This is a genomic window from Vibrio sp. Y58_MX_L22, from assembly GCF_024181865.1.
Classification (GTDB): domain Bacteria; phylum Pseudomonadota; class Gammaproteobacteria; order Enterobacterales; family Vibrionaceae; genus Vibrio; species Vibrio alginolyticus.
The window spans coordinates 244,390-261,006 of sequence record NZ_JAMZAN010000006.1; the positions used below are offsets into that span (position 1 = coordinate 244,390).

The 16,617-nt window shown below is 45.4% G+C and carries 32 protein-coding genes; 29 read left to right on the forward strand and 3 right to left on the reverse strand.

Features of this window, described 5'->3' with window-relative positions; translation table 11 throughout:
• Nucleotides 1-150: 150 nt before the first annotated feature.
• The 28 genes from rpsJ to rplQ all read left to right on the forward strand — a co-directional run bounded on the left by rpsJ (nt 151) and on the right by rplQ (nt 13,810).
• Nucleotides 151-462, forward strand: a complete 312-nt coding sequence (rpsJ, locus tag NL626_RS15775; RefSeq protein ID WP_004410492.1) for a 30S ribosomal protein S10 — start codon at nt 151-153, stop codon at nt 460-462.
• Nucleotides 463-476: 14 nt separating this feature from the next.
• Nucleotides 477-1,106, forward strand: a complete 630-nt coding sequence (gene rplC / locus NL626_RS15780; protein WP_005379555.1) for a 50S ribosomal protein L3 — start codon at nt 477-479, stop codon at nt 1,104-1,106.
• 17 nt (nt 1,107-1,123) lie between these two features.
• Nucleotides 1,124-1,726, forward strand: a complete 603-nt coding sequence (gene rplD, locus NL626_RS15785; RefSeq protein ID WP_005379556.1) for a 50S ribosomal protein L4 — start codon at nt 1,124-1,126, stop codon at nt 1,724-1,726.
• On the forward strand, nt 1,723-2,025 hold the full coding sequence (gene rplW / locus NL626_RS15790; protein WP_004398471.1) for a 50S ribosomal protein L23: 303 nt from the start codon (nt 1,723-1,725) through the stop codon (nt 2,023-2,025). Before rplD ends, rplW begins: the two co-directional genes overlap by 4 nt.
• A 15-nt stretch (nt 2,026-2,040) precedes the next feature.
• Entirely contained in the window at nt 2,041-2,865 is an 825-nt protein-coding gene (gene rplB / locus NL626_RS15795) for a 50S ribosomal protein L2 (RefSeq protein WP_005383168.1), read from the forward strand.
• A 21-nt stretch (nt 2,866-2,886) separates the two neighbouring features.
• Nucleotides 2,887-3,165, forward strand: coding sequence for a 30S ribosomal protein S19 (rpsS, locus tag NL626_RS15800; RefSeq protein ID WP_004394525.1), 279 nt, complete (start codon nt 2,887-2,889; stop codon nt 3,163-3,165).
• Nucleotides 3,166-3,175: 10 nt separating this feature from the next.
• Nucleotides 3,176-3,508: a 50S ribosomal protein L22 gene (gene rplV, locus NL626_RS15805; RefSeq protein WP_005383164.1), complete on the forward strand. Its 333-nt coding sequence runs from the start codon at nt 3,176-3,178 to the stop codon at nt 3,506-3,508.
• Nucleotides 3,509-3,526: 18 nt separating this feature from the next.
• Nucleotides 3,527-4,225: a 30S ribosomal protein S3 gene (rpsC, locus tag NL626_RS15810; RefSeq protein WP_005383161.1), complete on the forward strand. Its 699-nt coding sequence runs from the start codon at nt 3,527-3,529 to the stop codon at nt 4,223-4,225.
• An 11-nt stretch (nt 4,226-4,236) separates the two neighbouring features.
• Entirely contained in the window at nt 4,237-4,647 is a 411-nt protein-coding gene (gene rplP, locus NL626_RS15815) for a 50S ribosomal protein L16 (RefSeq protein ID WP_005379577.1), read from the forward strand.
• Nucleotides 4,647-4,838, forward strand: coding sequence for a 50S ribosomal protein L29 (gene rpmC, locus NL626_RS15820; protein ID WP_005379576.1), 192 nt, complete (start codon nt 4,647-4,649; stop codon nt 4,836-4,838). Before rplP ends, rpmC begins: the two co-directional genes overlap by 1 nt.
• Nucleotides 4,838-5,092, forward strand: a complete 255-nt coding sequence (gene rpsQ / locus NL626_RS15825) for a 30S ribosomal protein S17 (RefSeq protein WP_005379575.1) — start codon at nt 4,838-4,840, stop codon at nt 5,090-5,092. The genes rpmC and rpsQ overlap by 1 nt, the downstream gene beginning before the upstream one ends.
• 162 nt (nt 5,093-5,254) lie before the next feature.
• Entirely contained in the window at nt 5,255-5,626 is a 372-nt protein-coding gene (gene rplN / locus NL626_RS15830) for a 50S ribosomal protein L14 (RefSeq protein ID WP_004410450.1), read from the forward strand.
• A gap of 13 nt (nt 5,627-5,639) precedes the next feature.
• Entirely contained in the window at nt 5,640-5,957 is a 318-nt protein-coding gene (rplX, locus tag NL626_RS15835) for a 50S ribosomal protein L24 (protein WP_005379574.1), read from the forward strand.
• A 23-nt stretch (nt 5,958-5,980) separates the two neighbouring features.
• Nucleotides 5,981-6,520: a 50S ribosomal protein L5 gene (rplE, locus tag NL626_RS15840; protein ID WP_005379573.1), complete on the forward strand. Its 540-nt coding sequence runs from the start codon at nt 5,981-5,983 to the stop codon at nt 6,518-6,520.
• A gap of 17 nt (nt 6,521-6,537) precedes the next feature.
• Nucleotides 6,538-6,843: a 30S ribosomal protein S14 gene (rpsN, locus tag NL626_RS15845; RefSeq protein WP_004410442.1), complete on the forward strand. Its 306-nt coding sequence runs from the start codon at nt 6,538-6,540 to the stop codon at nt 6,841-6,843.
• Between the two features lie 29 nt (nt 6,844-6,872).
• Complete coding sequence (rpsH, locus tag NL626_RS15850) at nt 6,873-7,265, forward strand: 30S ribosomal protein S8 (protein ID WP_005379572.1); 393 nt, start codon at nt 6,873-6,875, stop codon at nt 7,263-7,265.
• A gap of 13 nt (nt 7,266-7,278) precedes the next feature.
• Entirely contained in the window at nt 7,279-7,812 is a 534-nt protein-coding gene (gene rplF, locus NL626_RS15855) for a 50S ribosomal protein L6 (protein ID WP_005379570.1), read from the forward strand.
• A 9-nt stretch (nt 7,813-7,821) separates the two neighbouring features.
• The gene (gene rplR, locus NL626_RS15860; RefSeq protein ID WP_005379568.1) at nt 7,822-8,175 is read left to right on the forward strand and encodes a 50S ribosomal protein L18; all 354 of its coding nucleotides are present in this window, start codon (nt 7,822-7,824) and stop codon (nt 8,173-8,175) included.
• Between the two features lie 14 nt (nt 8,176-8,189).
• Entirely contained in the window at nt 8,190-8,693 is a 504-nt protein-coding gene (gene rpsE, locus NL626_RS15865) for a 30S ribosomal protein S5 (RefSeq protein ID WP_004745894.1), read from the forward strand.
• Between the two features lie 7 nt (nt 8,694-8,700).
• A complete protein-coding gene (rpmD, locus tag NL626_RS15870; protein ID WP_005379565.1) occupies nt 8,701-8,877 on the forward strand; it encodes a 50S ribosomal protein L30 in 177 nt (58 codons plus the stop codon).
• Between the two features lie 5 nt (nt 8,878-8,882).
• Nucleotides 8,883-9,317: a 50S ribosomal protein L15 gene (gene rplO / locus NL626_RS15875; RefSeq protein WP_005383155.1), complete on the forward strand. Its 435-nt coding sequence runs from the start codon at nt 8,883-8,885 to the stop codon at nt 9,315-9,317.
• 20 nt (nt 9,318-9,337) lie between these two features.
• Nucleotides 9,338-10,672: a preprotein translocase subunit SecY gene (gene secY / locus NL626_RS15880; protein ID WP_005379562.1), complete on the forward strand. Its 1,335-nt coding sequence runs from the start codon at nt 9,338-9,340 to the stop codon at nt 10,670-10,672.
• Nucleotides 10,673-10,710: 38 nt separating this feature from the next.
• Complete coding sequence (gene rpmJ, locus NL626_RS15885) at nt 10,711-10,824, forward strand: 50S ribosomal protein L36 (RefSeq protein WP_000868186.1); 114 nt, start codon at nt 10,711-10,713, stop codon at nt 10,822-10,824.
• A 149-nt stretch (nt 10,825-10,973) separates the two neighbouring features.
• On the forward strand, nt 10,974-11,330 hold the full coding sequence (gene rpsM / locus NL626_RS15890) for a 30S ribosomal protein S13 (protein WP_005383154.1): 357 nt from the start codon (nt 10,974-10,976) through the stop codon (nt 11,328-11,330).
• An 18-nt stretch (nt 11,331-11,348) separates the two neighbouring features.
• Nucleotides 11,349-11,738, forward strand: coding sequence for a 30S ribosomal protein S11 (gene rpsK / locus NL626_RS15895; RefSeq protein WP_001118870.1), 390 nt, complete (start codon nt 11,349-11,351; stop codon nt 11,736-11,738).
• Between the two features lie 27 nt (nt 11,739-11,765).
• Entirely contained in the window at nt 11,766-12,386 is a 621-nt protein-coding gene (gene rpsD / locus NL626_RS15900) for a 30S ribosomal protein S4 (RefSeq protein ID WP_005383146.1), read from the forward strand.
• 24 nt (nt 12,387-12,410) lie between these two features.
• Nucleotides 12,411-13,403, forward strand: a complete 993-nt coding sequence (gene rpoA, locus NL626_RS15905; RefSeq protein WP_005383143.1) for a DNA-directed RNA polymerase subunit alpha — start codon at nt 12,411-12,413, stop codon at nt 13,401-13,403.
• A 26-nt stretch (nt 13,404-13,429) separates the two neighbouring features.
• Nucleotides 13,430-13,810 (forward strand): 50S ribosomal protein L17, encoded by a 381-nt coding sequence (gene rplQ / locus NL626_RS15910; protein WP_005383141.1) that lies wholly within the window; start codon nt 13,430-13,432, stop codon nt 13,808-13,810.
• Between the two features lie 135 nt (nt 13,811-13,945).
• On the opposite strand, the gene NL626_RS15915 is transcribed toward rplQ, so the two are convergent.
• The gene (locus tag NL626_RS15915; RefSeq protein ID WP_017820297.1) at nt 13,946-14,425 is read right to left on the reverse strand and encodes a DUF2780 domain-containing protein; all 480 of its coding nucleotides are present in this window, start codon (nt 14,423-14,425) and stop codon (nt 13,946-13,948) included.
• A gap of 153 nt (nt 14,426-14,578) precedes the next feature.
• On the reverse strand, nt 14,579-15,199 hold the full coding sequence (locus tag NL626_RS15920) for an FKBP-type peptidyl-prolyl cis-trans isomerase (RefSeq protein WP_005383137.1): 621 nt from the start codon (nt 15,197-15,199) through the stop codon (nt 14,579-14,581).
• A gap of 232 nt (nt 15,200-15,431) precedes the next feature.
• Between NL626_RS15920 and NL626_RS15925 the strand changes: the two genes are divergently transcribed.
• The gene (locus tag NL626_RS15925; RefSeq protein WP_017820296.1) at nt 15,432-16,028 is read left to right on the forward strand and encodes a LysM-like peptidoglycan-binding domain-containing protein; all 597 of its coding nucleotides are present in this window, start codon (nt 15,432-15,434) and stop codon (nt 16,026-16,028) included.
• A 91-nt stretch (nt 16,029-16,119) separates the two neighbouring features.
• Here the strand turns inward: NL626_RS15925 and NL626_RS15930 are convergent, their stop codons facing one another.
• On the reverse strand, nt 16,120-16,581 hold the full coding sequence (locus NL626_RS15930; protein ID WP_017820295.1) for a GNAT family N-acetyltransferase: 462 nt from the start codon (nt 16,579-16,581) through the stop codon (nt 16,120-16,122).
• Nucleotides 16,582-16,617 lie beyond the last annotated feature (36 nt).

Below are 16,617 nucleotides of genomic sequence, written 5' to 3' on the forward strand. Positions count from 1 at the left end.
CATATAGGGATAGTTAATCGAAAATTAACTGACAATGCGTCCTAATCTTGGATGCTACGGTTTCACATAAATCAATCGGCATTCTCTCGTCTTGACGAGTTTGAGTGGCGATATTGTTTGTGTAATTTATTAAATTTGGAGCTCTGTCTCATGCAGAACCAACGTATCCGTATCCGCCTAAAAGCTTTCGATTACAAACTAATCGATGCTTCTACAGCGGAAATCGTTGAAACAGCTAAGCGCACTGGCGCACAGGTTCGTGGTCCAATCCCACTGCCAACTCGTAAAGAGCGTTTCACAGTTCTTATCTCTCCACACGTTAACAAGAAAGCACGTGACCAGTACGAAATCCGTACTCACAAGCGTCTAATCGACATCGTTGAGCCAACAGACAAGACTGTTGATGCTCTAATGCGTCTAGACCTTGCTGCGGGCGTTGACGTTCAAATTAGCCTAGGTTAAGGGAGATTAGAAGTATGATTGGTCTAATCGGTCGTAAAGTGGGCATGACCCGCGTATTTACTGAAGAAGGCGTTTCTATCCCAGTAACAGTTGTTGAGGTTGAAGCTAACCGTGTTTCTCAAGTGAAAACTCTTGAAACTGACGGCTACGCAGCAATCCAGGTTACAGCTGGTTCTAAGAAAGCTAACCGTGTAAACAAAGCTGAAGCAGGTCACTTTGCTAAAGCTGGCGTTGAAGCTGGTCGCGGTCTTTGGGAATTCCGTTTAGAAAACGGCGAAGAGTTCGAAGTTGGTTCAGAACTAACTGTTGAACTATTCAACGAAACTAAGAAAGTAGACGTTACTGGTACATCTAAGGGTAAAGGTTTCCAAGGCGCTGTTAAGCGTTGGAACTTCCGTACTCAAGATATGACTCACGGTAACTCATTGTCTCACCGTGCTCCTGGTTCTATCGGTCAATGTCAGACTCCAGGTCGCGTATTTAAAGGCAAGAAAATGGCAGGTCACATGGGTGCTGAGCGTGTAACGACTCAAAACCTAGAGATCGTACGTGTTGACGCTGAGCGCAACCTGCTTCTTATTAAAGGTGCAGTCCCAGGCGCAACTGGCGGCAACGTGATCGTTAAACCAGCTGTTAAAGCATAACGTCTCAGGAGTAAGTAATGGAACTAATGGTTAAAGGTGCCGATGCACTAACTGTTTCCGAAACTACTTTCGGACGTGAGTTTAACGAAGCTCTTGTACACCAAGTAGTTGTTGCGTACGCAGCAGGTGCTCGTCAAGGTACTCGTGCTCAAAAAACACGTTCAGAAGTTTCTGGCGGTGGCGCTAAGCCATGGCGTCAAAAAGGTACTGGCCGTGCGCGTGCTGGTACAATCCGTAGCCCAATCTGGCGTACAGGTGGTGTTACTTTTGCTGCGAAACCACAAGATCACAGCCAAAAAGTAAACAAAAAAATGTACCGTGGTGCTATGAAGAGCATTCTTTCTGAGCTTGTTCGTCAAGAGCGTCTAATCGTTGTTGATAACTTCTCAGTTGAAGCACCAAAGACTAAAGAGCTAGTTGCTAAGCTTAAAGAGCTTGAGCTAACTGACGCTCTAATCGTGACTAGCGAAGTAGATGAGAATCTATTCCTAGCTGCTCGTAACCTATACAAAGTTGACGCACGTGATGTTGCTGGTATCGATCCAGTATCTCTAATCGCGTTTGACAAAGTTGTAATGACTGCAGAAGCAGTTAAGCAAGTAGAGGAAATGCTAGCATGATCACTGAAGAGCGTATCCTAAAAGTTCTACGTGCACCGCACATCTCTGAAAAAGCAACTATGGCAGCTGAGAAAGCGAACACTATCGTTTTCAAAGTAGCTAAAGATGCGACTAAAAAAGAGATCAAAGCAGCTGTAGAAAAGCTATTTGAAGTTGAAGTTAAGTCTGTAAATACTCTTATCACTAAGGGTAAGACCAAACGTCAAGGTCTACGCCAAGGTCGCCGCAGCGACGTTAAGAAAGCGTACGTTACTTTGAAAGAAGGTCAAGATCTTGACTTCGTTGGCGGCGCGGAATAACAGGAGTAGTTAAAAATGGCTATTGTTAAATGTAAGCCGACTTCCCCTGGTCGTCGTCACGTTGTTAAAGTTGTTAACGCTGACCTACACAAGGGCAAGCCATACGCACCTCTTCTAGAGAAAAACTCTAAGAACGGTGGTCGTAACAACAAGGGTCGTATCACAGTACGTCACATCGGCGGTGGTCACAAGCACCACTACCGTGTAGTTGACTTCAAACGTACTAAAGATGGTATTCCAGCGACAGTTGAGCGTCTTGAATACGATCCAAACCGTAGCGCAAACATTGCTCTAGTTCTTTACAAAGACGGTGAGCGTCGCTACATCCTAGCACCTAAAGGTGTTGTAGCTGGTGATGTTATTCAGTCTGGTGTTGATGCACCAATCAAAGCTGGTAACACTCTACCAATGCGTAATATCCCAGTAGGTTCAACAGTACATAACGTTGAACTTAAGCCTGGTAAAGGTGGTCAGCTAGCTCGTTCGGCTGGTGCTTACGCTCAAATCGTTGCTCGCGACGGTGCGTACGTAACTATCCGTCTACGTTCTGGCGAGATGCGCAAAGTTCTTTCTGAAGGCCGTGCAACAATCGGTGAAGTTGGTAACTCTGAGCACATGCTACGTGAACTTGGTAAAGCAGGTGCATCACGTCATCGCGGTATCCGTCCAACGGTTCGTGGTGTTGTAATGAACCCGATTGACCACCCACATGGTGGTGGTGAAGGTCGTACTTCTGGTGGTCGTCACCCAGTATCTCCTTGGGGTATGCCTACTAAAGGCTTCAAGACTCGTAAGAACAAACGCACTGACAAGTACATCGTACGTCGTCGTAACAAGTAATCTATATAAAGAGGAATCGCCATGCCACGTTCTCTCAAGAAAGGTCCTTTTATTGACCTACACTTGCTGAAGAAGGTAGAGAAAGCGGTGGAAAGCGGAGACAAAAAGCCTATTAAGACTTGGTCCCGTCGTTCAATGATCATCCCTACGATGATCGGTTTGACCATCGCTGTCCATAATGGTCGTCAGCACGTACCAGTATTTGTAACTGATGAAATGATCGGTCACAAACTGGGTGAATTCGCACCAACACGTACTTACCGCGGTCACGCTGCGGATAAGAAAGCTAAGAAGCGCTAAGGAGTAGATAATGGAAGCAATTGCTAAACATAACTTTGCTCGCATTTCGCCTCAGAAAGCTCGCTTAGTTGCGGATCTAATCCGTGGTAAATCTGTTGACCAAGCTCTAGAAATCCTAACGTTCAGCAACAAAAAAGCTGCTGCACTAGTTAAGAAAGTTCTAGAGTCTGCTATCGCTAACGCGGAGCACAACGAAGGTGCAGATATTGACGATCTGAATGTCGCAAAAATCTTTGTAGATGAAGGCCCAACCATGAAGCGTATTATGCCTCGTGCTAAAGGTCGTGCGGATCGTATCTTGAAGCGTTCAAGCCACATCACTGTTGTTGTAGCAGATCGCTAGAGACTAGGAGAGTAAGCAATGGGTCAAAAAGTACATCCAAATGGTATTCGTCTAGGCATCGTTAAGCCTTGGAATGCTACATGGTTTGCTAACACCAAAGATTTCGCTGACAACCTAGACGGCGACTTCAAGGTACGTCAGTTCCTTACAAGTGAACTGAAAAAAGCGTCTCTATCACGTATCGTTATCGAGCGTCCTGCTAAGAGCATCCGTGTGACTATTCACACTGCTCGTCCAGGCGTTGTTATCGGTAAGAAAGGTGAAGACGTTGAGAAGCTACGCGCAGCTGTAGCTAAAATTGCAGGTGTACCAGCGCAAATTAACATCGCTGAAGTACGTAAGCCTGAACTAGATGCGCAACTTGTTGGTGATAGCATCGCGTCTCAGCTAGAGCGTCGTGTTATGTTCCGTCGTGCTATGAAGCGCGCAGTACAAAACGCAATGCGCCTAGGCGCTAAAGGTATCAAAGTGGAAGTAAGCGGTCGTCTAGGCGGCGCTGAAATCGCACGTTCAGAGTGGTACCGTGAAGGCCGTGTGCCTCTACACACTCTACGTGCTGACATTGATTACGCAACTTCTTCGGCTCACACTCAATACGGTGTGATCGGCATTAAAACTTGGATCTTCAAAGGTGAAATCCTAGGTGGTATGCCAGCAGCTAACGCTGTAGAGCCTAAAGGCGACAAGCCTAAGAAGCAGCGTAAAGGCCGTAAGTAAGGAGTCGACAGATGCTACAACCTAAACGTACTAAGTTCCGTAAGGTTCAGACTGGTCGTAACCGTGGTCTAGCTAAAGGTACTGATGTAAGCTTCGGCGAATTCGGTCTTAAAGCTGTTGGCCGTGGTCGTCTAACTGCTCGTCAAATCGAAGCGGCACGTCGTGCAATGACACGCCACGTTAAGCGTCAAGGTAAAATCTGGATCCGTGTGTTCCCAGACAAACCAATCACAGAAAAACCACTTGAAGTTCGTCAAGGTAAGGGTAAAGGTAACGTTGAGTACTGGGTAGCCCAAATCCAACCTGGTAAGGTTATGTACGAAATGGGTGGTGTACCTGAAGAATTGGCACGTGAAGCGTTCCGTCTTGCGGCACGTAAACTGCCTTTCAAAACTACATTTGTAACTAAGCAGGTGATGTGATGAAAGCACAAGATCTACGCGAGAAAAGCGTTGAAGAGCTTAACGCTGAGCTAATGAATTTGCTACGTGAACAGTTCAACTTGCGCATGCAAGCTGCGACTGGTCAACTACAGCAAACTCATACTCTGAAAGCTGTACGCCGTGATATCGCACGTGTGAAAACTGTTTTGACTGAGAAGGCAGGCGCATAATGAGCGAAGTAAAACGTACTCAACAAGGTCGTGTTGTTAGCGACAAGATGGACAAGTCTATCACTGTTGCTATCGAACGTTTCGTAAAACACCCAATCTACGGTAAATACGTAAAACGTACGACTAAAGTACACGCACATGACGAGAACAACGAGTGTGGCCTAGGCGACACAGTTGAAATCGCAGAGTGTCGTCCACTGTCTAAGACTAAGTCTTGGACTTTGGTAAAAGTTCTAGAAAAGGCGAAGATTTAATCTCGTTAATTCTATGAAACTAAAGCGGCTCCAAAATATTTTTGGAGCCGTTTATTTTTTGACTACCCAATCACAAAAAAGGGTGGTACAATTCGCGTCCCTTTTAAAGAGGCAGCCCGACCCGTGATGGGTCTAGTTATTAATATTTAGCGGAGCACTAACATGATCCAAATGCAAAGTATGCTGGACGCAGCTGATAACTCAGGCGCACGCAGCGTAATGTGTATTAAGGTTCTGGGTGGCTCTCACCGCCGTTATGCACATATCGGTGACGTCATCAAAGTTACTGTGAAGGAAGCAATCCCTCGCGGTAAAGTTAAAAAAGGTGATGTTCTGAAGGCGGTGGTAGTGCGCACCCGTAAAGGCGTACGTCGTCCTGACGGTTCTGTCATTCGCTTCGACCGAAATGCTTGCGTATTGCTAAACGACAATACTGAGCAACCAATCGGTACACGTATCTTTGGTCCTGTGACACGCGAACTTCGTGGCGATAAGTTCATGAAGATCGTTTCACTGGCTCCAGAAGTTCTGTAAGGAGCACGTAGAAATGGCAGCTAAAATCCGTCGTAATGACGAAGTAATCGTTCTTGCTGGTAAAGACAAAGGCAAGAAAGGTAAAGTAACTAAGGTTCTAGCAACTGGTAAAGTTATCGTTGAAGGTATCAACCTAGTTAAGAAACATCAGAAACCTGTTCCAGCTATGGGTATCCAAGGCGGTATCGTAGAGCAAGAAGCAGCTATCGACGTTTCTAACGTGGCTATCTTTAACGCAGCTACTGGTAAAGCTGACCGTATCGGTTTCCGTTTTGAAGACGGCAAAAAAGTTCGTTTCTTCAAGTCTAACGGCGAAACCGTTTCTAACTAATAGAAGTAATTTGGAGTTCTACTATGGCGAAACTGCATGATTACTACAAGTCGTCTGTAGTCGCTGAACTGACCAAACAGTTCGGTTACACAAGCGTCATGCAAGTCCCTAGAATCGAGAAAATCACCCTAAACATGGGTGTTGGTGAAGCAATCAACGATAAGAAACTGCTAGAAAATGCAGCGTCTGATATGGCAACGATCTCTGGTCAAAAGCCACTTATCACAAAAGCGCGCAAATCTGTTGCAGGTTTCAAAATCCGTGAAGGCTACCCTATCGGTTGTAAAGTAACCTTGCGTGGCGAACGTATGTGGGATTTTCTTGAGCGTTTAATTAACATCGCTCTTCCACGTGTACGTGACTTCCGTGGTGTTAGCGCTAAGTCTTTTGACGGTCGCGGTAACTACAGCATGGGCGTTCGCGAGCAAATCATCTTCCCGGAAATCGACTTTGATAAAGTTGATCGAGTACGCGGTCTAGACATCACTATTACGACGTCTGCTGGTACTGATGAGGAAGGCCGTGCTCTGCTGGCTGCCTTTAACTTCCCATTCCGTAAGTAAGGTGAAGGGTTACTGTTATGGCTAAAAATTCAATGAAAGCACGTGAAGCAAAACGTGCGAAGCTAGTAGCTAAGTTCGCTGAAAAGCGTGCAGCGCTAAAAGCTATCATCAGCGATGTAAACGCATCTGAAGAAGATCGTTGGAACGCGGTTCTTACACTGCAATCTCTTCCACGTGATTCAAGTGCATCACGTCAGCGCAACCGTTGCAACCAAACTGGTCGTCCACACGGTTACCTACGTAAGTTCGGTCTAAGCCGTATTAAGGTTCGTGAAGCTTGCATGAAAGGCGAGATTCCGGGTCTTCGTAAGGCTAGCTGGTAATTGCCACTTAATCATTTGGAGTAAATCATATGAGCATGCAAGATCCGATTTCGGATATGCTGACCCGCGTTCGTAACGGTCAGGCAGCAAACAAAGTTGCTGTAAAAATGCCTTCTTCAAAGCTTAAAGTTGCAATTGCTGCACTACTAAAAGCTGAAGGTTACATCGTTGACTTCGCTGTTGAAGGCGAAGCAAAACCTGAGCTAGAAGTTACACTTAAGTACTTCCAAGCTAAACCAGTAATCGAGCAACTTAAACGTGTTTCTCGTCCAGGTCTACGTGTTTACAAGAAGAAAGATGAACTTCCTTCTGTAATGGGTGGTCTTGGTATTGCTATCGTTTCTACTTCCAAGGGTCTTATGTCAGACCGCGCTGCACGTAAAGCAGGTCTTGGTGGTGAAATCATCGCTTACGTAGCTTAATAAGGAGTAGACTATGTCTCGTGTTGCAAAAGCACCTGTCGCTATTCCAGCTGGCGTAGAGGTGAAACTAAACGGCCAAGAAATCACTGTAAAAGGTGCGAAAGGCGAACTAACTCGCGTTCTTAACAACGCAGTTGTAATCGCTCAGGAAGAAAATAACCTGACTTTCGGTCCTAAAGAAGGTGTTGCTAACGCATGGGCTCAAGCAGGTACTGCTCGCGCTCTAGTTAACAACATGGTTGTTGGTGTTACTGAAGGCTTTACTAAGAAGCTAACTCTTAAAGGTGTAGGTTACCGTGCTGCTATCAAAGGCAACGCTGTAGGTCTAACACTAGGCTTCTCACACCCAGTTGAGCACGAGTTGCCAGCGGGTATTAAAGCTGAATGTCCAAGCCAAACTGAAATCGTGATCACTGGTGCTGACAAGCAACTAGTTGGTCAAGTTGCGGCTGACATTCGTTCTTACCGTGAGCCTGAGCCATACAAAGGCAAAGGTGTTCGTTACGCAGATGAAAATGTGCGTACTAAAGAAGCTAAGAAGAAGTAAGGTAACACTATGGATAAGAAAGCATCTCGCATCCGTCGTGCTACACGTGCACGTCGTAAGATTGCAGAACTGGGTGCGACTCGCCTAGTTGTACACCGTACTCCTCGTCACGTGTACGCACAGGTTATCGCGGCTAACGGCTCTGAGGTTATCGCAGCAGCTTCTACTGTAGAAAAAGCGATCCGTGAGCAAGTGAAATACACTGGTAACGTTGATGCAGCTAAAGCAGTGGGTAAAGCTATTGCTGAGCGCGCTCTAGAGAAGGGCGTAACTGCAGTTGCATTTGATCGTTCTGGTTTCCAATACCACGGTCGAGTAGCGGCGCTAGCAGAATCTGCTCGCGAAGCTGGTCTGAAATTCTAAGGTAGGGTTGGAAGATGGCTAAAGAACAACAAGTTCAAGCGAATGATTTGCAAGAAAAGCTAATCGCAGTTAACCGTGTTTCTAAAACGGTTAAAGGTGGTCGAATCATGAGCTTCACTGCACTAACAGTAGTTGGTGACGGTAACGGTCGTGTAGGTTTCGGTTACGGCAAAGCTCGTGAAGTACCTGCAGCGATTCAAAAAGCAATGGAAAAAGCGCGTCGTAACATGACTACGATCGCTCTAAACGAAGGCACTCTTCACCACCCAGTGAAAGGTCGCCATTCGGGCTCTAAAGTTTACATGCAGCCTGCTGCAGAAGGTACTGGTGTTATCGCAGGTGGTGCGATGCGTGCAGTACTAGAAGTTGCTGGTGTACACAACGTACTATCTAAAGCGTACGGTTCTACGAACCCTATCAACATCGTTCGTGCAACGATCGATGCACTAGGTAGCATGAAGTCACCAGAAATGGTTGCTGCTAAACGTGGTCTAACTGTTGAATCTATTTCGGAGTAAGAACACCATGGCAACTATTAAAGTAACTCAAACTAAAAGCTCAATTGGTCGTCTGCCAAAGCACAAAGCTACTTTGCGCGGTCTAGGTCTTCGTAAAATCAACCACACAGTAGAACTTGAAGATACTCCGTGTATTCGCGGTATGATCAACAAGGTTTACTACATGGTTAAAGTTGAGGAGTAATCAGAATGCGTTTGAATACTCTAGCACCGGCTGCTGGCGCGAAAACTTCTGCGAAGCGAGTAGGTCGTGGTATCGGTTCAGGCCTAGGTAAAACTGGTGGCCGTGGTCACAAAGGTCAAAAATCACGTTCTGGCGGCAGTGTTCGTCCAGGTTTCGAAGGCGGTCAGATGCCTCTGAAACAACGTCTACCAAAATTCGGTTTCACTTCTCGTAAGAGCCTAGTGTCTGCTGAAGTTCGTCTAGCTGAGCTAGCGAAAGTTTCTGGTGACGTAGTTGATCTAAACAGTCTTAAAGCTGCTAACATCATCACTAAGAACATCGAATTTGTAAAAGTTGTTCTTTCTGGTGAAATCAACAAAGCAGTGACTGTTAAAGGTCTACGTGTGACTAAAGGCGCTAAAGCTGCAATCGAAGCTGCAGGCGGTAAAATCGAGGAATAATCTCGAGGAACGAGGTACAGATGGCTAAGAAACCAGGACAAGATTTTCGTAGTGCTCAGAGCGGCTTAAGTGAACTAAAGTCGCGCTTGTTATTCGTAATTGGTGCACTTTTAGTATTCCGAGCCGGCTCTTTTGTGCCGATTCCTGGTATTGACGCTGCTGTACTTGCCGATTTGTTCGAACAGCAAAAAGGTACCATCGTTGAAATGTTTAACATGTTCTCCGGTGGTGCTCTTGAGCGTGCATCTATATTAGCATTGGGCATCATGCCGTATATTTCGGCATCTATTGTTGTCCAATTGCTAACTGTAGTTCATCCAGCGTTAGCTGAACTCAAAAAAGAGGGTGAAGCAGGCCGTCGTAAGATAAGCCAATACACACGCTACGGCACGCTTGTACTTGCAACCTTCCAAGCTATAGGTATTGCAACTGGCCTACCAAACATGGTCGACAATCTGGTTGTTATCAACCAAACCATGTTTACGCTAATTGCTACCGTAAGTTTAGTAACCGGTACCATGTTCTTGATGTGGTTAGGTGAACAAATTACAGAGCGCGGAATTGGTAACGGTATTTCGATACTGATTTTTGCAGGTATTGTTGCTGGATTGCCTTCTGCAATCGGTCAAACAATCGAGCAAGCGCGTCAAGGTGAATTGCATGTACTTCTTCTGTTGCTAATCGCGGTATTAGCTTTTGCAGTAATTTACTTCGTTGTTTTCATGGAACGTGGTCAACGCCGAATCGTCGTTAACTATGCGAAACGTCAACAAGGTCGTAAAGTGTTTGCTGCGCAAAGCTCGCACTTGCCTCTTAAAATTAACATGGCAGGTGTAATTCCAGCGATTTTTGCATCAAGTATTATCTTGTTCCCAGGAACATTGGCTCAGTGGTTTGGTCAAAACGGTGAGAGCAGCGCGTTCGGTTGGTTAACTGACGTGTCTTTGGCTCTTAGCCCTGGTCAACCGTTGTATGTAATGCTTTATGCAGCAGCAATTATCTTCTTCTGTTTCTTCTACACGGCGTTGGTTTTCAACCCGCGTGAAACAGCAGATAACTTGAAGAAGTCTGGTGCATTCGTACCCGGTATCCGCCCAGGTGAGCAGACAGCGAAATACATTGATAAAGTAATGACACGTTTAACCCTTGCTGGTGCACTGTACATTACCTTTATCTGTCTGATTCCCGAGTTCATGATGGTCGCGTGGAACGTACGTTTCTACTTCGGCGGTACATCGCTACTAATCGTAGTTGTTGTAATTATGGACTTTATGGCACAGGTACAGACTCATCTGATGTCTCAACAGTATGATTCTGTGTTGAAGAAAGCGAATCTGAAAGGCTACGGCCGTTAATCCGGCGGTAGACTCAGTTTCATTTACGGAGTTTAGCAATGAAAGTTCGTGCTTCCGTTAAAAAAATCTGCCGTAACTGTAAAGTAATCAAGCGTAACGGTGTCGTTCGCGTGATTTGCAGTGAGCCAAAGCACAAACAGCGCCAAGGCTAATTAGCAGAAATTTTTACTTGAAAATGAAGGTTGGGTCGAGTATATTCCTCGGCCTACCTTTTGCGTGCAAAAGAAGTAGTATTCCGCAGCGTATCCATAACGGGCTTTGCTGCGGCTAATTCTTTTATAGAAACACTTAGGAGTGAATAATGGCCCGTATAGCAGGCATTAACATTCCTGATCAGAAACATGCAGTAATCGCTCTAACAGCGATCTACGGCATCGGTAAAACTCGCTCTCAAGCTATCCTAGCTGAAGTGGGTATTGCTGAAAATGTTAAGATCAGTGAACTAACTGAAGAGCAGATCGATCAACTGCGTGATGGTGTAGCTAAGTACACTGTAGAAGGTGATCTACGTCGTGAAGTATCTATGAACATCAAGCGTCTTATGGACCTTGGCTGTTACCGTGGTCTTCGTCATCGTCGCAGTCTACCACTACGTGGACAGCGTACTAAAACCAACGCTCGCACCCGCAAGGGTCCGCGTAAGCCGATCAAGAAATAATCGGGAAGGTAGAGTACAATGGCTAAACAACCAACTCGCGCTCGTAAGCGCGTACGCAAGCAAGTTGCAGATGGCGTTGCGCACATCCATGCTTCTTTCAATAACACAATCGTAACCATTACTGACCGTCAAGGTAACGCTCTTGCATGGGCTACTGCAGGTGGTTCTGGTTTCCGTGGTTCTCGTAAGTCTACTCCGTTCGCTGCACAGGTTGCTGCTGAGCGTTGTGCTGAAATGGCTAAAGAATACGGCCTAAAGAACTTGGAAGTTATGGTTAAGGGTCCTGGTCCAGGTCGCGAATCTACTGTTCGTGCACTAAACGCCGCTGGTTTCCGCATCACAAACATCGTTGATGCTACACCAATCCCTCATAACGGTTGTCGTCCACCTAAGAAACGTCGCGTATAACGTTTCTAGGACAATTGGAGAAGAATCATGGCAAGATATTTGGGTCCTAAGCTGAAGCTTAGCCGTCGTGAAGGCACTGACTTATTCCTTAAGTCTGGTGTTCGCGCGATCGATACCAAGTGTAAAATTGATAACGCACCAGGTGTACACGGCGCTCGTCGCGGTCGTCTATCTGAGTATGGCGTTCAGCTTCGTGAGAAGCAAAAAGTACGTCGTATGTACGGCGTTCTAGAAAAACAATTCCGTAACTACTACAAAGAAGCTGCTCGCCTAAAAGGCAACACTGGTGAAAACCTACTTCAGCTTCTTGAAGGTCGTCTTGATAACGTAGTTTACCGCATGGGCTTTGGCGCAACTCGCGCAGAAGCACGTCAGCTAGTTAGCCACAAAGCTATCCTAGTAAACGGTAAAGTTGTAAACGTTCCTTCTTTCAAAGTAGCGGCTAATGACGTTGTTTCTATTCGCGAGAAAGCTAAACAGCAAGCTCGTATCAAAGCAGCTCTAGAAGTTGCTGAACAACGTGAAAAACCAACTTGGATTGAAGTAGATGGTGGCAAGATGGAAGGTACATTCAAGCGTATGCCTGAGCGTTCTGATCTATCAGCTGACATCAACGAACAATTGATCGTCGAGCTTTACTCTAAGTAAGGTTTAAACTAAAGAGAGGACACAATGCAGGGTTCTGTAACAGAATTTCTTAAGCCACGTCTAGTTGACATCGAACAAATCAGCTCGACTCACGCAAAAGTAACTCTTGAGCCATTAGAGCGTGGCTTTGGTCATACTCTGGGTAATGCACTTCGCCGCATCCTTCTATCTTCTATGCCAGGTTGTGCTGTAACAGAAGTAGAAATTGAAGGCGTACTTCATGAGTACAGCACGAAAGAAGGCGTTCAAGAAGATATTCTTGAAATTCTTCTAAACCTTAAAGGTTTGGCTGTGCGCGTTGCCGAAGGCAAAGATGAAGTGTTCATTACTTTGAACAAATCAGGCTCGGGCCCTGTGGTTGCAGGTGACATCACCCATGATGGTGATGTAGAGATCGCTAACCCTGAACACGTAATTTGTCACCTAACGGATGACAACGCTGAGATCGCAATGCGTATCAAAGTTGAACGTGGTCGTGGTTATGTTCCAGCTTCTGCGCGTATCCATAACGAAGAAGACGAGCGTCCTATCGGTCGCCTACTAGTAGATGCTACTTACAGCCCAGTAGACAAAATTGCCTACGCTGTAGAAGCTGCTCGTGTAGAACAGCGTACTGATCTAGACAAGCTTGTTATCGATATGGAAACAAACGGTACTCTAGAACCTGAGGAAGCAATCCGTCGTGCAGCTACAATCCTAGCTGAACAATTGGATGCATTCGTAGATCTTCGTGATGTACGAGTTCCTGAGGAGAAGGAAGAGAAGCCAGAATTCGATCCGATCCTACTGCGTCCTGTAGACGATCTTGAACTAACAGTTCGCTCTGCTAACTGTCTGAAAGCAGAAGCGATTCACTACATCGGTGATCTAGTACAACGTACTGAGGTTGAGCTACTTAAAACGCCTAACCTTGGTAAAAAATCTCTTACTGAGATTAAAGACGTACTTGCGTCACGTGGTCTGTCTCTGGGTATGCGCCTAGAAAACTGGCCACCTGCATCAATCGCTGAAGATTAATCGATACTAGTTAGAAGGATTAGGTCATGCGCCATCGTAAGAGTGGTCGTCAACTCAACCGCAACAGCTCACATCGCAAAGCGATGTTCAGCAACATGGCTAGCTCTCTAGTACGTCATGAAGTTATCAAGACTACTTTGCCAAAAGCAAAAGAGCTACGTCGCGTAGTTGAGCCTTTGATTACACTAGCTAAGACTGACAGTGTTGCTAACCGTCGTCTAGCATTTGCACGTACTCGTGACAACGAAGTAGTTGCAAAACTATTTAACGAACTAGGTCCACGTTTTGCTGCTCGTCAGGGCGGTTACACTCGTATCCTAAAAGCTGGCTTCCGTGCTGGTGATAAAGCTCCAATGGCTTACATTGAGCTTGTAGATCGCCCAGCTGCTGAAGAAGCTGCTGAGTAATCAGTTCGTAAGAACGAGAAAGCCGAGCATTAGCTCGGCTTTTTTGTATCTGTAATTCAGTAAACCTTTATATCCAGCCTGCATTTATTTCAACCCATGCAGACTGGCAATTTAAAAAGTGATTATCACTTACGCTTATTTACTAGTATTCCACAACCCGCCCAACGAACTTAGAAGCCCTTCGCTAGCGCCTTGCTTGTTCAAGTAATCCAAGATTACTGGAGCAAACTGACTGATCATAGATGGGTCTAAACCTAACGTATCGAATGCACTTTTTACTGCACTGATATTCTCAATATTTCCTAGTAAGCTTTGTGCCCCTTGCAAGTTTGAAAGTCCAGGAATCAAAGACTGTAATTCACTACTATTTTCTTGCGAAAGCTGGCTTTGAGCCAAAGCGAGTAGCGCACCACTGCCTCCGGCTGCTTGCTCAGTGGATACTGGTAATTGGCTAGTTAGCATGTCTGTTAATGGAGATGACTCGGTGTTCAAGCTGCTGCCGACCATGTCCATCAGGCCACTTTCTTTACTTTTTTGAGTGACTGAATCTAAGAATGCGTGCGCACTACCAATGTTGATTGATAGGAGTGCTAGAGTTAGGAGTGTTTTACGCATAGTACCTCCAAAGGTTGAGCGTTTTTTAAAAGTGATTTTATTTTTAAAGGCTATCAGAGTGAAAGGTTCAGAGGTGAGAAAGTCTATTCAGTTTAGACAAAAAAACGGCGCTAGTGCGCCGTTTTATTTAATCATAATTGAAAATGGTTTCAATTAGATAATATCTAATAGTTCTACTTCGAAAACTAAAGCTGCAAATGGAGGGATAGCCGCACCAGCGCCACGCTCACCGTACGCAAGATCTTGTGGTACGTATAGCTTCCACTTAGAGCCAACAGGCATTAGTTGTAGTGCCTCTACCCAACCTTTGATTACACCTGTAACAGGGAATTCAGCAGGTTGACCGCGAGATACAGAGCTATCGAATACAGTACCGTCAGTTAGCTCACCGTGGTAGTGAACGCGAACTGAGCTTTCTGCTGTAGGAACTGCACCAGTACCTTCAGAAATGATTTCGTACTGAAGACCAGAGTCTAGAACGTTAACTTCAGGTCGTAGAGCGTTGTCTTTTAGGAACGCTTCGCCTTCTGCTGCCGCAATTTTTGCTGCTTCTTGGCGAGCTGTTTCTGCACGAGTGTGAAGTTCTTGTAGTGCTTTGTTGATTTCATCAATTTCGATTGATGGCATGTCACCAGTTAGTGCTGTTGCAATACCTGCTGCGATAGCATCAACGCTAAGACCTTCAAGACCAGATCCTGCAAGTTGCTGACCCATTTGCAGACCAATGCCGTAGCTTGCTTTTTGTTCTGCAGTTTCAAATTTAATTTCAGACATGAATGTCGCTCTTATTAGGAGTGATAAAGGTAACAGGATATCAGTTTCGAGCTTAGGTTTAAATGATTGCGACCGAATGCTTAATTGAGGCGGCCAGGTTGTGACTTATCTCTTACTCCAAGTGAAATTTCTGCTAATTTAATCCCAATTCCATTTTAGTTTGGTGAAAAACATATACTCTCCGCGTCGGTATTTTTATACTGGCCGTAGAAGTATTAAGGGACTCATTACAATGAATCGTCGCAGAAAGAAAAAGCAGCAAGTCGACTATGTCGAATTGGTTAAACAAAAATTCGCTGCTATCGACTGGAAGCAGCCGTTCAACAAAGAGCAATGGTTGGAGCGTATACAGCCTGTTAAGCAGTTTTGGTTGCGTCTGCCTAAATTTCATCAGCGTGCTTTGATGGTCTTAGTGCCATTGATTCTGGTACTCCTTGTTATTCCTTTGCCTAATAAAACAGACCAGCCAGTTGAGCAGACTGAGGTCGATCATCAACGCGTAGCGATTGAGCTGAACGCGCAGAGTTTAAGCCAGCAGAGAACCTCTCAGAACTCTGGACCGAAATCTGAAGACTGGAAAGAGTACACGGTTAAAAATGGTGATACATTAGCGCAGGTTTTCAGAAGTAATCAGCTCTCTATGGCGGATCTTAGCGCTCTGGTCAAAATAGAAGGCAGTGATAAGCCGCTAAGCCAAATAAAGCAGGGACAGTTGATTCGCTTTAAGCTTAGTGACGAAGGTGAGTTAGATATGCTACAGCTGGAAAAAAGCGGGCGGTCCGTTATGTTTTTCCGTTTATCGGATGGGACCTTTGGACGTAACAAGTAAACGCTTCAAATGAAAAGACGCGAAGATATCGCGTCTTTTTAGTCAGTTTTTCATAGCGATTAGTTTTCATAGTAACCAATCGAGTTGAAGCTTATAGCGCTACGGATTCTTTCCGCATATCCACATGAGGGATACCATCTTCAAGATAGCACTCTGAGATAACCTTGAATCCATGACTAGCATAAAACTGGATGAGGTGTTCTTGAGCACCTATATCTATTGTCTGTCCTGGCCATAATGTTTCGCATTGTGCCAAGGCCTTGTCCAATAACTTATGACCTAAGCCACCGCCTCGCGCGGTCTGCTTTGTCACCACTCGACCAATACTCACATTGTCATACGTAGTGCCTGCGGGCAGTAATCTTGCGCAAGCAACCAGTTCATCACCGTGATAGCCTATTAGATGATAAACACCTTCCAGCGTGTCCTTACCATCCAGTTCAGGATAAGGGCAGGTTTGTTCAACAACGAATACATCCACACGCAATTTCATCATTTCATACAGCTGTGTGGTTGTTAGCTGAGCAAAGGGCAAAGTAATCCAAGTGAGCATGTTGTTATCCGTAGTGAGAATAGAGTGACTGACTTT

Excerpts from the sequence above, each read along its gene's own strand:
- NL626_RS15925 (WP_017820296.1), top strand. The coding sequence starts at position 15,432 with ATGAATCGTCGCAGAAAGAAAAAGCAGCAAGTCGACTATGTCGAATTG.
- rpsE (WP_004745894.1), top strand. The coding sequence starts at position 8,190 with ATGGCTAAAGAACAACAAGTTCAAGCGAATGATTTGCAAGAAAAGCTA.
- rplB (WP_005383168.1), top strand. The coding sequence starts at position 2,041 with ATGGCTATTGTTAAATGTAAGCCGACTTCCCCTGGTCGTCGTCACGTT.
- rpsJ (WP_004410492.1), top strand. The coding sequence starts at position 151 with ATGCAGAACCAACGTATCCGTATCCGCCTAAAAGCTTTCGATTACAAA.
- rpsD (WP_005383146.1), top strand. The coding sequence starts at position 11,766 with ATGGCAAGATATTTGGGTCCTAAGCTGAAGCTTAGCCGTCGTGAAGGC.
- rpsH (WP_005379572.1), top strand. The coding sequence starts at position 6,873 with ATGAGCATGCAAGATCCGATTTCGGATATGCTGACCCGCGTTCGTAAC.
- NL626_RS15930 (WP_017820295.1), bottom strand. The coding sequence starts at position 16,581 with ATGCTCACTTGGATTACTTTGCCCTTTGCTCAGCTAACAACCACACAG.
- rplW (WP_004398471.1), top strand. The coding sequence starts at position 1,723 with ATGATCACTGAAGAGCGTATCCTAAAAGTTCTACGTGCACCGCACATC.
- secY (WP_005379562.1), top strand. The coding sequence starts at position 9,338 with ATGGCTAAGAAACCAGGACAAGATTTTCGTAGTGCTCAGAGCGGCTTA.
- rpsQ (WP_005379575.1), top strand. The coding sequence starts at position 4,838 with ATGAGCGAAGTAAAACGTACTCAACAAGGTCGTGTTGTTAGCGACAAG.
- rpsS (WP_004394525.1), top strand. The coding sequence starts at position 2,887 with ATGCCACGTTCTCTCAAGAAAGGTCCTTTTATTGACCTACACTTGCTG.
- NL626_RS15915 (WP_017820297.1), bottom strand. The coding sequence starts at position 14,425 with ATGCGTAAAACACTCCTAACTCTAGCACTCCTATCAATCAACATTGGT.
- rpmJ (WP_000868186.1), top strand. The coding sequence starts at position 10,711 with ATGAAAGTTCGTGCTTCCGTTAAAAAAATCTGCCGTAACTGTAAAGTA.
- rpsK (WP_001118870.1), top strand. The coding sequence starts at position 11,349 with ATGGCTAAACAACCAACTCGCGCTCGTAAGCGCGTACGCAAGCAAGTT.
- rplO (WP_005383155.1), top strand. The coding sequence starts at position 8,883 with ATGCGTTTGAATACTCTAGCACCGGCTGCTGGCGCGAAAACTTCTGCG.
- rpsC (WP_005383161.1), top strand. The coding sequence starts at position 3,527 with ATGGGTCAAAAAGTACATCCAAATGGTATTCGTCTAGGCATCGTTAAG.
- rplX (WP_005379574.1), top strand. The coding sequence starts at position 5,640 with ATGGCAGCTAAAATCCGTCGTAATGACGAAGTAATCGTTCTTGCTGGT.
- rplN (WP_004410450.1), top strand. The coding sequence starts at position 5,255 with ATGATCCAAATGCAAAGTATGCTGGACGCAGCTGATAACTCAGGCGCA.
- rplC (WP_005379555.1), top strand. The coding sequence starts at position 477 with ATGATTGGTCTAATCGGTCGTAAAGTGGGCATGACCCGCGTATTTACT.
- rpsN (WP_004410442.1), top strand. The coding sequence starts at position 6,538 with ATGGCTAAAAATTCAATGAAAGCACGTGAAGCAAAACGTGCGAAGCTA.
- rplR (WP_005379568.1), top strand. The coding sequence starts at position 7,822 with ATGGATAAGAAAGCATCTCGCATCCGTCGTGCTACACGTGCACGTCGT.
- rplQ (WP_005383141.1), top strand. The coding sequence starts at position 13,430 with ATGCGCCATCGTAAGAGTGGTCGTCAACTCAACCGCAACAGCTCACAT.
- rpoA (WP_005383143.1), top strand. The coding sequence starts at position 12,411 with ATGCAGGGTTCTGTAACAGAATTTCTTAAGCCACGTCTAGTTGACATC.
- rplE (WP_005379573.1), top strand. The coding sequence starts at position 5,981 with ATGGCGAAACTGCATGATTACTACAAGTCGTCTGTAGTCGCTGAACTG.
- rplV (WP_005383164.1), top strand. The coding sequence starts at position 3,176 with ATGGAAGCAATTGCTAAACATAACTTTGCTCGCATTTCGCCTCAGAAA.
- NL626_RS15920 (WP_005383137.1), bottom strand. The coding sequence starts at position 15,199 with ATGTCTGAAATTAAATTTGAAACTGCAGAACAAAAAGCAAGCTACGGC.
- rplD (WP_005379556.1), top strand. The coding sequence starts at position 1,124 with ATGGAACTAATGGTTAAAGGTGCCGATGCACTAACTGTTTCCGAAACT.
- rplF (WP_005379570.1), top strand. The coding sequence starts at position 7,279 with ATGTCTCGTGTTGCAAAAGCACCTGTCGCTATTCCAGCTGGCGTAGAG.
- rpmC (WP_005379576.1), top strand. The coding sequence starts at position 4,647 with ATGAAAGCACAAGATCTACGCGAGAAAAGCGTTGAAGAGCTTAACGCT.
- rplP (WP_005379577.1), top strand. The coding sequence starts at position 4,237 with ATGCTACAACCTAAACGTACTAAGTTCCGTAAGGTTCAGACTGGTCGT.
- rpsM (WP_005383154.1), top strand. The coding sequence starts at position 10,974 with ATGGCCCGTATAGCAGGCATTAACATTCCTGATCAGAAACATGCAGTA.
- rpmD (WP_005379565.1), top strand. The coding sequence starts at position 8,701 with ATGGCAACTATTAAAGTAACTCAAACTAAAAGCTCAATTGGTCGTCTG.